The 13,108-nt window shown below is 60.7% G+C and carries 12 protein-coding genes; 7 read left to right on the forward strand and 5 right to left on the reverse strand.

Translation table 11 applies throughout. The features are described 5' to 3' along the window. The first annotated feature begins 17 nt into the window (after positions 1-17). A complete protein-coding gene (locus tag JIO00_RS29205; protein ID WP_200667303.1) occupies positions 18-917 on the forward strand; it encodes a D-hexose-6-phosphate mutarotase in 900 nt (299 codons plus the stop codon). Positions 918-1,052: 135 nt separating this feature from the next. Here JIO00_RS29205 and JIO00_RS29210 read toward each other — a convergent pair whose 3' ends face one another. The 5 genes from JIO00_RS29210 to JIO00_RS29230 form a co-directional block, all read right to left on the reverse strand. Next, positions 1,053-1,589, reverse strand: coding sequence for a DUF3299 domain-containing protein (locus tag JIO00_RS29210; RefSeq protein WP_102594569.1), 537 nt, complete (start codon positions 1,587-1,589; stop codon positions 1,053-1,055). Between the two features lie 89 nt (positions 1,590-1,678). After that, positions 1,679-1,924 (reverse strand): GlsB/YeaQ/YmgE family stress response membrane protein, encoded by a 246-nt coding sequence (locus JIO00_RS29215; RefSeq protein ID WP_200667304.1) that lies wholly within the window; start codon positions 1,922-1,924, stop codon positions 1,679-1,681. 110 nt (positions 1,925-2,034) lie between these two features. Continuing rightward, positions 2,035-3,117, reverse strand: a complete 1,083-nt coding sequence (locus tag JIO00_RS29220; protein ID WP_200667306.1) for a 5-(carboxyamino)imidazole ribonucleotide synthase — start codon at positions 3,115-3,117, stop codon at positions 2,035-2,037. An 11-nt stretch (positions 3,118-3,128) separates the two neighbouring features. Next, positions 3,129-3,620 carry a 5-(carboxyamino)imidazole ribonucleotide mutase gene (gene purE, locus JIO00_RS29225; protein ID WP_008150032.1) on the reverse strand — a complete coding sequence of 164 codons (492 nt, stop codon included), beginning with the start codon at positions 3,618-3,620 and terminating at the stop codon, positions 3,129-3,131. A gap of 332 nt (positions 3,621-3,952) precedes the next feature. Continuing rightward, positions 3,953-4,870: a LysR substrate-binding domain-containing protein gene (locus tag JIO00_RS29230; protein WP_010465339.1), complete on the reverse strand. Its 918-nt coding sequence runs from the start codon at positions 4,868-4,870 to the stop codon at positions 3,953-3,955. A gap of 180 nt (positions 4,871-5,050) precedes the next feature. Between JIO00_RS29230 and aspA the strand changes: the two genes are divergently transcribed. The 6 genes from aspA (at position 5,051) to JIO00_RS29260 (ending at position 13,088) form a co-directional block, all read left to right on the forward strand. After that, the gene (gene aspA, locus JIO00_RS29235) at positions 5,051-6,475 is read left to right on the forward strand and encodes an aspartate ammonia-lyase (protein ID WP_010465341.1); all 1,425 of its coding nucleotides are present in this window, start codon (positions 5,051-5,053) and stop codon (positions 6,473-6,475) included. A gap of 521 nt (positions 6,476-6,996) precedes the next feature. After that, entirely contained in the window at positions 6,997-8,448 is a 1,452-nt protein-coding gene (locus tag JIO00_RS29240; protein WP_010465343.1) for an alanine/glycine:cation symporter family protein, read from the forward strand. Positions 8,449-8,552: 104 nt separating this feature from the next. Beyond that, complete coding sequence (locus tag JIO00_RS29245) at positions 8,553-9,557, forward strand: asparaginase (protein WP_200667308.1); 1,005 nt, start codon at positions 8,553-8,555, stop codon at positions 9,555-9,557. A gap of 147 nt (positions 9,558-9,704) precedes the next feature. Beyond that, a complete protein-coding gene (locus tag JIO00_RS29250; RefSeq protein ID WP_200667310.1) occupies positions 9,705-10,697 on the forward strand; it encodes an AraC family transcriptional regulator in 993 nt (330 codons plus the stop codon). A 246-nt stretch (positions 10,698-10,943) separates the two neighbouring features. Further along, positions 10,944-11,975, forward strand: a complete 1,032-nt coding sequence (locus JIO00_RS29255; RefSeq protein WP_200667311.1) for a histone deacetylase family protein — start codon at positions 10,944-10,946, stop codon at positions 11,973-11,975. 12 nt (positions 11,976-11,987) lie between these two features. Continuing rightward, a complete protein-coding gene (locus tag JIO00_RS29260; RefSeq protein WP_200667312.1) occupies positions 11,988-13,088 on the forward strand; it encodes a polyamine ABC transporter substrate-binding protein in 1,101 nt (366 codons plus the stop codon). Positions 13,089-13,108 lie beyond the last annotated feature (20 nt).

A 13,108-nucleotide genomic window follows, 5' to 3' on the forward strand; every position in this document is an offset into this window, starting at 1 on the left:
TGATCGAGAGTTGCCCCATGAGCACGCCCAACGTTGAAGCCGTGAAACTGGATGAACTGAACTGCTGGCGCATCCGCCACGGTCAGGCCGAATTGCTGGTTGCCCAGCAGGGCGCGCACATCCTCAGTTATCAATTGGCCGGCCAACCGCCGCTGATCTGGCTTAACGATGAGGCCGTGTTCAAGACCGGCAAGAGCATCCGCGCCGGCGTGCCGGTGTGCTGGCCGTGGTTCGGCAATTTCAAGCGCAACCCGCAAAGCGTCCAGGCGATGCGCGTCAGCAACGAACCGCCGACTGCCCACGGCTTTGTCCGGGCGATGGATTGGGAATTGGGCGGCATAGAAACCGAGGGTGAGAGCCTGAAGGTGGAATTCGTCCTGCCCTACCCCGAAGGCGGCTTTCCAGGCTGGCCACATCAGGTGGATCTGAAGTTGAGCATCCGTCTGGATGAGCAACTGCACATCAGCTTGACCAGCCACAATCAGGGCACCGATACCGTCACCATCAGCCAGGCGTTGCACAGTTACTTCGCTGTCAGTGATGTGCGCACGGTGCATGTCGAAGGGCTGGTTGGCTTGAGCTATATCGAAACGCTGGATGACTGGAAAACCGTGACCCAGACCGGCGATCTGCGCTTTACCGGCGAAACCGACCGTATCTACCTCAATACCCCGGCGAAGCTGAGCATTGTCGACCCGGCCTGGAAACGGCGCATTGAGCTGACCAGCAGTGGTTCGCGCTCGGCGGTGATCTGGAACCCGTGGATCGAACGCGCAGCGGCGTTCAGCGACATGGCCGACGATGGCTGGCAGAAGATGCTGTGCATCGAGACGGCGAATGTGATGGATGATGTGGTCACGCTGAAACCCGGCGCCACCCACACTCTCGAAGTCAGCATCGCCAGCAACCCTTTATAAGCAACACCACAAAACCAATGTGGGAGCGAGCCTGCTCGCGATGACGTCATAACATCCAACATCAATATTGGCTGTTACACCGCTATCGCGAGCAGGCTCGCACACAGTGGATCTTTGCCAGTCTGGTTGGCGCTGTTACAAATCCGACTCCTGCACCACCCGCACCTTCGCCGCATCCAGCGCATACGCCGCGTCAGCCAAATCATTGTTGACCTTCTCGACCTTCAGCGTGCCGGTCACCCACAGCGGTGTGTATATATCGTCCAGCTTCAAACCCTTCGGATAACGCACCAACACCAATTGGTTAGGTGGCGGTGGCGGCACGTGGATGCAGGCTCCCGGGTACGGGACAAGGAAGAACAGCGTGCTGCGGCCCTTGGCGTCGGACTCCAACGGTACCGGATAACCGCCGATGCGGATGTTCTTGTCGTTCATCGACGGCACGGTTTTGGTCGAATACATCACCGCCGGCAAGCCCTTGCTCTGCTTCATGCCACCTTTTTCAGTAAAGGTGCCATCGCCTTCGGGGGAGTTGTGGTCGATTTCGGGCATGGCCTCGAGGGCTTTCTGGTCCGACTTGGGCATCAGTTCGAGCCAGTCGGTTTCCGGCAGTTCGCCGGCATGGGCAAGGCCCGTACCCAGTAAAAGAAAAGTCAGCAGAAAACGGCGCATGAAGGTGCTCGGCATAAGGAGAGGTCTGTGCAACGCCGAGCATTCTAGCCCTCCCCGCGTGCGGCGCGGAGAGGACTTCGTCGCTTGAATCAGTTCTTTCTGATCAAACCGTAGATCACCAGCAGCAGCACCGCGCCGACCAGCGCACCGATGAAGCCTGCACCTTCGCCTGCGTGATAGATGCCCAGAGCCTGGCCGCCATAAGTGGCCGCCAGCGAACCGCCGATACCGAGCAGGATGGTCATGATCCAGCCCATGCTGTCATCACCCGGTTTCAGGAACCGAGCCAGCAGGCCGACGATCAAGCCGATAAAGATGGTTCCGATAATTCCCATGGCACTTCCCTCTGATTGAATGGCAATGCAGAAGCCTAGTCAGACTTTCGCATCCTGCCATGAGAGAACGGCGGACCTAGAATGGTTCCGCCGCTGCCACATGAAACTGTTTATTCGGCGATGAGCGCTTCGACCTTGAGGATCTGCGCGGCCAGTGTTTCGCGGTTTGCACAACGCAGGTTGGCGTGACCGACCTTGCGGCCAGCCTTGAACGCTTTGCCATAGTGATGCAGATGGCAATCGGCGATGGCCAGGACCTTTTCAGTCTCCGGGACTTTGCCGATGAAGTTGAGCATCGCGCTCTCGCCGACCTTGGCCGTCGAACCCAGCGGCAGGCCAGCAACAGCCCGCAGGTGGTTTTCGAACTGGCTGCACTCGGCGCCTTCAGTGGTCCAGTGACCCGAGTTATGCACGCGCGGGGCGATTTCGTTGGCCTTGAGGCCACCGTCGACTTCAAAGAACTCGAACGCCATCACGCCGACGTAATTCAGCTGCTTGAGCACGCGGCTGGAATAGTCTTCCGCCAAGGCTTGCAGCGGATGGTCGGTGCTGGCCACGGACAGTTTGAGGATGCCGCTGTCGTGGGTGTTGTGAACCAGCGGATAGAACCTGGTTTCCCCATCGCGAGCACGCACAGCGATCAGCGAGACTTCGCCGGTGAACGGCACGAAGCCTTCCAGCAGGCAGGCCACGCTGCCCAGTTCGGCGAAGGTGCCGACCACGTCTTCCGGTTTGCGCAGGACTTTCTGGCCCTTGCCGTCGTAACCCAGGGTGCGGGTTTTCAGCACGGCCGGCAGACCGATCGACGCCACGGCAGCGTTCAGATCGGCTTGCGATTGAATGTCGGCGAACGCAGGGGTGGGAATCCCCAGGTCCTTGAACATGCTCTTCTCGAACCAGCGATCGCGGGCGATGCGCAGGGCTTCGGCGCTCGGGTAGACCGGGACGAATTGCGACAGGAAAGCCACGGTTTCAGCCGGGACACTTTCGAACTCGAAGGTCACCAGATCGACTTCATCAGCCAGCTGACGCAGGTGGTCCTGATCGCCATAATCGGCCCGCAGGTGTTCGCCCAACGCGGCTGCGCAAGCATCCGGTGCCGGGTCCAGGAAAGCGAAGTTCATGCCCAGCGGGGTGCCCGCCAACGCCAACATGCGGCCCAACTGGCCGCCACCGATTACACCGATCTTCATCGTCAACAACCTCAGGCGATGCGTGGGTCTGGATTTTCCAGGACGCTGTCTGTCTGCTCAGCGCGGAATTTTTTCAGCACCGCGTGGAACTGCGGGTGCTTGGCGCCGAGGATACTCGCCGACAGCAGGGCTGCGTTGATCGCGCCGGCCTTGCCGATGGCCAGGGTGGCAACCGGAATGCCCGCTGGCATCTGCACGATCGAGAGCAGCGAATCGACGCCCGAGAGCATCGACGACTGCACCGGCACGCCCAGCACCGGCAGGTGGGTCTTGGCCGCACACATGCCAGGCAAGTGGGCCGCGCCGCCGGCACCGGCGATGATCACCTCGATGCCACGCGCCTCCGCCTCTTCGGCGTACTGGAACAGCAGGTCCGGGGTGCGGTGGGCAGAGACCACTTTCACCTCGTAAGGGATGCCGAGCTTTTCCAGCATATCGGCGGTGTGGCTAAGGGTGGACCAATCGGACTTGGAGCCCATGATCACGCCAACCAGTGCACTCATCGTCGTGCCTCTTCTCTCTGGGCGCCCGCAGGCGCGTCAAAAAACAACAAGCCACGCAAAATGCGTGGCTTGATTGTACGAATTATGGCCAGTCAAGCCGGCCGAAGGCCGCGCAGTATACCTCAATGAAGCAGATAAACAGCCCCTGAAACGACCATCTGTCATACGGCGCAAAGTGCCGGTTTTATTGACTTGAAGGTCAGCGAAAGAACACCACAAATCCCCTGTGAGAGCGAGTCTGCTCGCGAATGCAATGTGTCAGTCGCCGACACTGTTGACTGAACCACCGCATTCGCGAGCAGGCCCGCTCCCACTTTTGATCTTCAGTGGTTTCAGGAACCCGTCGTGCCTTGGGCGGCGCCGCCTTCCAGTTTGCGCCACAGCAAACGAACGTTCGCCTTGCGCACCAGCGCGCAGCGATACAGTCGGATCTCCAGCGGCACATGCCATTGCGGGCCGCCGCAGACCACCAGTTCACCGCGCGCCAGTTCGGCACGCACGCTCAATTGCGGCACCCAGGCAATCCCCAACCCCTCGAGCGCCATGCTTTTCAGGCTGTCGGCCATGGCGGTCTCATAGATGGTGGTGAAGCGCAGCGCACGCTGGCGCAGCAGCATATTGACCGAACGCCCGAGAAACGCACCGGCGCTGTAAGCGAGCAGCGGCACACTGGCATCGCCTTCCAGATCGAACAAGGGTTTGCCGTCGGCATCCGCCGCGCACACCGGCAACATCTCCGTGTGACCAAGGTGCAGCGACGGGAAGATTTCCGGGTCCATCTGCAAGGCCGCGTCCGGGTCATAGAACGCCAGCATCAAGTCGCAACCGCCCTCGCGCAGCGCATGCACCGCGTCGCCGACGTTGGTCGCCACCAACCGCGTGGCAATGTTCAGGCCTTCATTGCGCAACTGCGCGATCCAGCGCGGGAAGAAACCCAAGGCCAATGAGTGAGCGGCAGCCACTTGCATCACTTCGCCCTGTCCGCCTTCCAGGTGATGAAGGTGGCGCAGCACTTCGCCGAGCTGTTCAACCACGGTCCGCGCGGTCACCAAAAACAACTGTCCCGCCGCCGTCAGTTCGACCGGCGTGCGCGAGCGGTTGACCAACGTCAGCCCCAGCGCGGCTTCCAGGCTGCGGATTCGGCGACTGAACGCGGGCTGAGTCACGAAGCGGCGTTCCGCAGCCTGGGAGAAGCTGCGGGTGGCGGCCAAGGCGCTGAAGTCCTCGAGCCATTTACTTTCCAGATTCATCACGTCCTCCCGGACACGCACCAATTTAGGTCACACGCTCGCCGCACACACGGCGTCACATCGGCATTATGCCGAATGTGCATAGGCCAGTGTTTAACAGCATTGGCCGAAAATTCTCTACAAGCCTAGCATTTGCAGCGTTCCGGCACAGACCGGGTCCTTATCGAGATGATTTCTATCATGTCCTCCGCTGCATCTTTCCGCACAGAAAAAGACCTGCTTGGCGTACTCGAAGTACCTGCTCAAGCGTATTACGGCATCCAGACCCTGCGAGCGGTGAACAACTTCCGTCTCTCCGGCGTTCCGATTTCGCATTACCCGAAGCTGGTTGTCGGCCTGGCGATGGTCAAACAGGCCGCCGCTGACGCCAACCGCGAGCTGGGTCACCTGAGCGAAGCCAAGCACGCGGCCATCAGCGAAGCCTGTGCCCGTCTGATCCGCGGCGATTTCCACGAAGAGTTCGTGGTGGACATGATTCAAGGCGGCGCTGGCACTTCGACCAACATGAATGCCAACGAAGTCATCGCCAACATCGCGCTGGAGGCCATGGGTCACCAGAAGGGCGAATACCAATACCTGCACCCGAACAACGACGTGAACATGGCGCAGTCGACCAACGACGCCTACCCGACCGCGATCCGCCTGGGTCTGCTGCTGGGTCACGACGCGCTGCTGGCCAGCCTCGACAGCCTGATCCAGGCGTTCGCTGCCAAGGGTGTTGAGTTCAGCCACGTCTTGAAGATGGGCCGTACCCAGTTGCAAGACGCCGTGCCGATGACCCTGGGTCAAGAATTCCGCGCCTTCGCCACCACGTTGAGCGAAGACCTGGCACGCCTGAAAACACTGGCCCCTGAACTGCTGACCGAAGTGAACCTGGGCGGCACCGCGATCGGTACCGGCATCAACGCCGACCCGCGTTACCAGCACCTGGCCGTTCAGCGCCTGGCCCTGATCAGCGGTCAACCGCTGGTTCCGGCGGCCGACCTGATCGAAGCCACCTCCGACATGGGCGCCTTCGTGCTGTTCTCCGGCATGCTCAAGCGCACCGCGGTCAAGCTGTCGAAGATCTGCAACGACCTGCGCCTGCTGTCCAGCGGCCCGCGCACCGGCATCAACGAAATCAACCTGCCGGCGCGTCAGCCAGGCAGCTCGATCATGCCCGGCAAGGTCAACCCGGTAATCCCGGAAGCGGTTAACCAGGTAGCGTTCCAGATCATCGGCAACGACCTGGCCCTGACCATCGCTGCCGAAGGCGGCCAGTTGCAACTGAACGTGATGGAGCCGCTGATCGCCTTCAAGATTTTCGACTCGATCCGCCTGCTGCAACGCGCCATGGACATGCTGCGCGAGCACTGCATCGTCGGCATCACCGCCAACGAAGAGCGTTGCCGTGAGCTGGTCGAGCACTCGATCGGCCTGGTTACCGCGCTGAACCCGTACATCGGCTATGAAAACGCCACCCGCATCGCCCGTATCGCCCTCGAAAGCGGCCGCGGCGTGCTGGAACTGGTGCGCGAAGAAGGCTTGCTCGACGACGAAATGCTCGCCGACATCCTGCGCCCGGAAAACATGATTGCTCCGCGTCTGGTGCCTTTGAAGGCTTGACCGAACGCAGACTCTTGCTCTTTTAACGAAGAGCACCAGGAGCCACACGCTCACCAGGTCGAGGGACTAGACACCTCTCACCTTTTGAGGGCTTGGGGATTTATTCCCCAAGCCCTTTTTTTTAACTTTTGTAAGGAAAACCGTCTTCTGTAGGAGTGAGCCTGCTCGCGATGAACGATAACGCGGTGTAACTGAAATACCGCGGTGCCTGCATCGCGAGCAGGCTCACGCCTACAAAGGCCTGGCTCAAAAAGTCAGGTGTTTCAAAGGCTTCGTTTCGTCGCTTGCACCACAACCGTGCAGACGGACGGCACTCTCCTAGGTATAGTGCCGCCCCTCTTCGCGTGAGCGGTCGTCGGTAACGAGGCCCAAACCCATGCGAAACCCGAACTAATAACAAACCTGCGATATGGGCCCGGGACGAACACTCGCCTCACTGTTGTGCCACGTGCACACCGGTGTAACGCGATGTTTCTGCCTGCCCAACATTTGCCTACACAAAAAACAGCGAGGAATAATCCATGCTCGAAGTCATTAACGACTTCCTCTCAGGGAAAGTACTGATCGTGCTCATTGTCGGGCTCGGTAGCTACTTCACGATCCGCTCGCGTTTCGTTCAATTGCGCCATTTCTTCCACATGTTCGCGGTGTTCCGCGACAGCCTGAAAAGCAGCGCCGGCCAACTCAGTTCGTTCCAGGCCTTGATGCTCAGCCTCGCCGGCCGTGTCGGCGCGGGTAACATCGCCGGTGTCGGCATCGCCGTTACCCTGGGTGGCCCGGGGGCGGTGTTCTGGATGTGGGTGACCGCACTGGTCGGCATGTCCAGCAGCTTCTTCGAATGTTCCCTCGGCCAGCTCTACAAGCGCTGCGATGCCGACGGCACCTACCGTGGCGGCCCGTCCTATTACATCCAGCACGGTCTGCAGAAACGCTGGCTGGGCATGATCATGGCGTTCCTGTTGCTGGTGACCTTCGGGTTTGCCTTCAACGGCCTGCAATCCCACGCCGTGACTCACTCGCTGAACAACGCGTTCGGCCTCGACACCACCTACACAGGCCTGGCCCTGGCGGTGCTGCTCGGCCTGGTGTTCATCGGTGGGATCAAGCGCATCGCCAAGGTCGCTGACCTGCTGGTGCCGGTGAAAACCCTGGTGTACATCGGCGTGACCATCTATGTGATCGTGCTGCAGTTCGACCAGGTTCCGGGCATGCTGATGACCATCGTCAAAAGTGCTTTCGGTCTGGACCAGGCCTTCGGCGGCCTGATCGGCAGCGCGATTGTCATGGGCGTGAAACGTGGCGTGTTCGCCAACGAAGCGGGCCTGGGCAGTGCGCCGAACGTGGCGGCCGTGGCTTCCGTCGAGCACCCGGTGGCACAAGGCGTGGTTCAGGCGTTCAGCGTGTTCCTCGATACTTTCGTGATCTGCACCTGCACCGCGTTGCTGATCCTGCTCTCGGGTTTCTACACCCCAGGCTTCGAAGGCGACGGCATTGCACTGACCCAGAACTCGCTGGCCGCCGTGGTCGGTGACTGGGGCCGCAGCTTCATTTCCGTGGCGTTGTCGTTGTTCGTGTTCACCTCGATCCTCTACAACTACTACCTGGGCGAGAGCAACCTGCGCTTCCTGATCGGTGAAAACCGCAAGGCGCTGATTGGCTACCGCGCGCTGGTGCTGGTGTTGATTTTCTGGGGCGCCATCGAAAACCTCGGCACGGTGTTCGCCTTCGCCGACATCACCATGACCATGCTCGCGTTCGTGAACCTGATCGCGCTGTTCCTGCTGTTCAAGGTCGGCATGCGCATCCTGCGTGACTACGATGACCAGCGTGCCGCCGGGATCAAGACGCCGGTGTTCGATTCGAGCAAATTCCCGGATCTGGACCTGGACTTGAACGCCTGGCCAGCCAATCCGCCGGCCGCGGCTCCAAAGGCTGAAGCCGAACTGCAAGGCGTACCCGCAGCGCAACGCTGATGGGTAAACGACGGGCGCATCCTCTGCGCCCGTCAGTTAAAGTGCACAACTTGTGGGAGCGGGCAGGCTCGCTCCCACATGTCATCTCTTGCGGAGACTTTCCCATGGTTCCCAACTCCTACCCAGCCGCCCAGCACGTCATGGTGCTCTACACCGGTGGCACCATCGGCATGCAAGCCAGCGCCAATGGCCTGGCCCCGGCGTCCGGTTTCGAAGCGCGGATGCGTGAATATCTGCACAGCCAGCCCGACGTGGTCGTGCCGCAGTGGCGCTTTCGCGAAATGTCGCCGCTGATCGACAGCGCCAACATGAGCCCGACGTACTGGCAGCAACTGCGTGAAGCGGTGGTCGACGCCGTTGATGTCCAAGGCTGCGACAGCGTGCTGATCCTGCACGGCACCGACACCCTCGCCTACAGCGCCGCCGCGATGAGTTTTCAATTGCTCGGCCTGAATGCCCCCGTGGTGTTCACAGGCTCGATGCTGCCGGCCGGCGTGACCGACAGCGATGCCTGGGAAAACCTCAGCGGTGCGCTGGTTGCCCTGGGCCATGGCCTGGCGCCGGGCGTTCATTTGTACTTCCACGGCGAACTGCTGGACCCGACTCATTGCGCGAAGGTTCGTAGTTTCGGTCGCCATCCGTTCAAGCGCCTGGAGCGTCAGGGCGGTGGTGTGAAAGCCACTTCGCTGCCGGCTCAATTGAATTACAACCAGAGCAAGCAACTGGCGAACGTCGCGGTGCTGCCGTTGTTCCCAGGCATCGGCGTCGAGCAGCTTGATGGCGTGCTGAACAGCGGCATCCAAGGCTTGGTGCTGGAATGCTACGGCAGTGGCACCGGGCCGAGCGACAACCCTGAATTTCTCGCCGCTCTGGAGCGGGCGAGGGACAAAGGTGTAGTTGTTGTCGCCGTCACCCAATGCCATGAAGGTGGCGTTGAGCTGGATGTCTACGAGGCCGGTAGCCGGTTGCGAGGCGTGGGTGTGCTTTCGGGCGGCGGCATGACCCGTGAGGCGGCGTTGGGCAAGTTGCATGGGTTGCTGGGTGCCGGGCTGGACACCTCTGAAGTCCGGCGTCTGGTCGAGCTCGACCTTTGCGGTGAACTGGTCTGATACACCGCAGGACCTGTAGGAGCGAGGCTAGCCCGCGAAGACGTCCTTGAAGGCGCCAAAAGCTTCGCGGGCAAGCCTCGCTCCTACAAGTATTCATTCGCGGCATACAACTTGCTCGATTCCAGCATCCAATCGCTGGAACTTCCCATGCTCCACTCCCACCTCACCACCCTCAACGCCGTCTCCCTGGTGCTCAACACCTTCAAGGCCGAAGGCTTGTCCAGCGAAGCGCTGCTGGCGGGAAGTGGCATCAGCGCGGCGGATCTGAGCCGGGCGGACACGCGCATCACCACCAACCAGGAGATGCAGGTGTGTGCCAACGCCGTCGCGCTCAAGCGTGATATCGGCCTGGAACTGGGCCGGCGGATGCACGTTTCGTCCTACGGCATACTCGGTTATGCGCTACTCACCTCTGCCACCTTCGGTGACGCTTTGCGCCTGGCGATGCATTATCCGGCGCTGTTGGGAACACTTTTCGAGTTGAGCCTGGAAGTCGACGGCGAGCGTGTGTGGTTCGTCGCTGCCGATTATCGAGAGAACCCGGCGCTGGCCGTGTTCAACGCCGAGTTCTGCCTGGTGTCGTTAAAAGTCATTTGCGATGACCTGCTCGGGCACCCGCTGCCATTGCTCGCCGCTCGCCTGGAACATACGGCGCCGGATTATCGGGCGAGCTACGCCGAACACTTCGACTGCCCGCTGCACTTCGACGCGCGAGATAACGCCTTCGCATTCGACAAGCGCTGGCTCGACCAGCCCTTGCCGCTGGCCGATGTCATCACCCATCAGGCCATGGTCGACCGCTGCCGCAAGCAGAACACCGAATTCACCGGGCGTCAGGCGTGGTTGGGGCGGATTCGGCAGTTGCTTCGTGCGCAACTGAATGCAGCCCCGGGGCTGGAAGGTTTGGCGTTGCAGATGAATTGCTCGGCGCGCACCTTGCGTCGGCATCTCAAGGACCTGGGGTGCAGCTATCAGGAATTGCTCGATGAACTGCGCTTCGAGCAGGCCAAGCAGATGCTCTGTGAGGATCAGCTGCCGATCTACCGGATCGCCGAGGCGCTGGGCTTCAGCGAAACCGCGAGTTTCCGCCATGCGTTTGTGCGCTGGAGTGGTGTGGCACCGAGTCAGTTCCGCCCTTGACCCACAACTCTCTGTAGGAGCGAGGCTTGCCCGCGAAGGCGTCTTCAAGTACGCCAAACGCTTCGCGGGCAAGTCTCGCGCCTACAGGTGGGTGCCCAACACCGGGGCACTTGCGCGCCAATAAAGGGCGAATTCCGGTCAGATCTTTTGGCCATATCGATCCCCTTTTGGCCTTTCCTGCCGTTCTCCGAATCGCGCTACGCCGCAAGACTGTGTTCAACCGAATCAGCCTGCGGAGAACAAGAAATGCTGACGATCTACTCGGACGATCACCACCTGCACCACGGCCGTTGTGAATTGATGGACGGGCAACTGATGCCCTGCTTCGAAATGCCCTCGCGTGCCGACCATGTGCTGCAACGCGTGCAAACGCAGAACCTCGGCCCTGTCGAAGCGCCGAAGGATTTCGGCCTCGACCCGATCGCGCGCATCCACAGCCGCGACTACCTCGACTTCTTCAAAGGTGCCTGGGCACGCTGGACCGAATTCAAAACCGACGGCGATTTGCTGCCTTACACCTGGCCAGCCCGCACCTTGCGCCGGATCATCCCCACCAGCCTGCACGGCCAGCTCGGCTATTACAGCTTCGATGGCGGCGCGCCGATCACCGCCGGCACTTGGCAAGCGGCATACAGCGCAGCGCAAGTGGCCCTCACCGCGCAAGCCGCCATCCAGCGCGGCGCTCGCAGTGCCTTTGCCCTGTGCCGTCCACCGGGACACCACGCCGCCAGCGACTTGATGGGCGGTTATTGCTATCTCAACAACGCCGCCATCGCCGCTCAGGCGTTCCTCGATCAAGGCCACAAAAAGGTCGCGATCCTCGATGTCGACTACCACCACGGCAATGGCACCCAATCGATTTTCTACGAACGCAGCGATGTGCTGTTCACCTCGATCCACGGCCACCCGGAAGCCGAATTCCCGTTCTTCCTCGGCTATGAAGACGAGCTCGGCGAAGGGGCCGGTGAAGGCTTCAACTTCAACTACCCTTTGCCGGCTGGCAGCGGCTGGGACCGTTGGAGTGCAGCGCTGGAGCAAGCCTGCAAAGAGATCGAAACATACGGCGCCGACATCGTCGTCGTGTCCTTGGGCGTCGATACGTTCAAGGACGATCCCATCTCCCAGTTCAAGCTCGACAGCCCCGATTACCTGGCCATGGGCGCGCGCATCGCGAAACTCGGCAAGCCGACGCTGTTCGTGATGGAAGGCGGCTACGCGGTAGAAGAAATCGGCATCAATGCCGTGAACGTTCTCGAAGGTTTTGAAAGCGCCCAATGAGGAATTAGAACAATGAACAGACTCACGCGTTTTATCGCACCGGTACTGTGCGCCACGGTACTCGCTGGCGCCGCCCACGCTGAAGAGCGAACGTTGCGCGTCTACAACTGGTTCGACTACATCACTCCCAAGGCGCTGGAAGACTTCAAGGCGCAGAACACCCAGACCAAACTGGTCTACGACATCTTCGACACCAACGAAGCACTTGAGGCCAAGCTGCTGACCGGTAACTCCGGCTACGACGTGGTGGTGCCCTCCAACGTGTTCCTCGCCAAGCAGATCGAAGCCGGCGTGTTCCAGCCCCTGGACCGTAGCAAGTTGCCGAACTGGAACCACCTCGATCCGAAGCTGATGAAGCTGCTCGAAGGCAACGACCCGGGCAACAAATTCGCCGTGCCGTACATGTACGGGACCATCCTGATCGGCTTCAACCCGGACAAAGTCAAAGCCGCGCTGGGCGACAAGGCGCCGGTGGACAGCTGGGACCTGATCTTCAAGGAAGAGAACATCAGCAAGCTCAAGCAGTGCGGCGTCGCCCTGCTCGACTCGCCGTCGGAAATCCTGCCCCTGGCCCTGCAACACCTCGGCCTGGACCCTAACAGCAAGAAGCCGGCGGACTACGAAAAGGCTGAAGCGCTGTTGATGAAAATCCGTCCGTACATCACCTACTTCCACTCCTCCAAATACATGGCGGACATTGCCAACGGCGACATCTGCGTCGCGGTCGGTTATTCCGGCAGCTTCTCCCAGGCTGCCAACCGCGCCAAGGAAGCCAAGAATGGTGTGGTCGTCGACATGCGCCTGCCCAAGGAAGGCGCGCCGATCTGGTTCGACATGCTCGCAATCCCCAAAGGCGCGAAGAACCCGGAAGACGCCTACACCTTCATCAACTACCTGCTGCAACCCCAGGTGATTGCACCCGTCAGCGATTTCGTCGGCTACCCGAACCCGAACAAGGACGCCACGGAACTGGTCGACCCGGCGATCCGCAACAACCCGAACCTGTACCCGACCGAAACCGCGATGGGTACGCTGTACACCCTGCAACCGTTGCCGCGCGATGCCGAACGTGCACGGACCCGGGCCTGGACCAAGATCAAGTCCGGGACCTGATACGCGACTGAAAACCGAAG

Source organism: Pseudomonas sp. SW-3, from assembly GCF_016615645.1.
Taxonomy (GTDB): Bacteria; Pseudomonadota; Gammaproteobacteria; order Pseudomonadales; family Pseudomonadaceae; genus Aquipseudomonas; species Aquipseudomonas mandelii.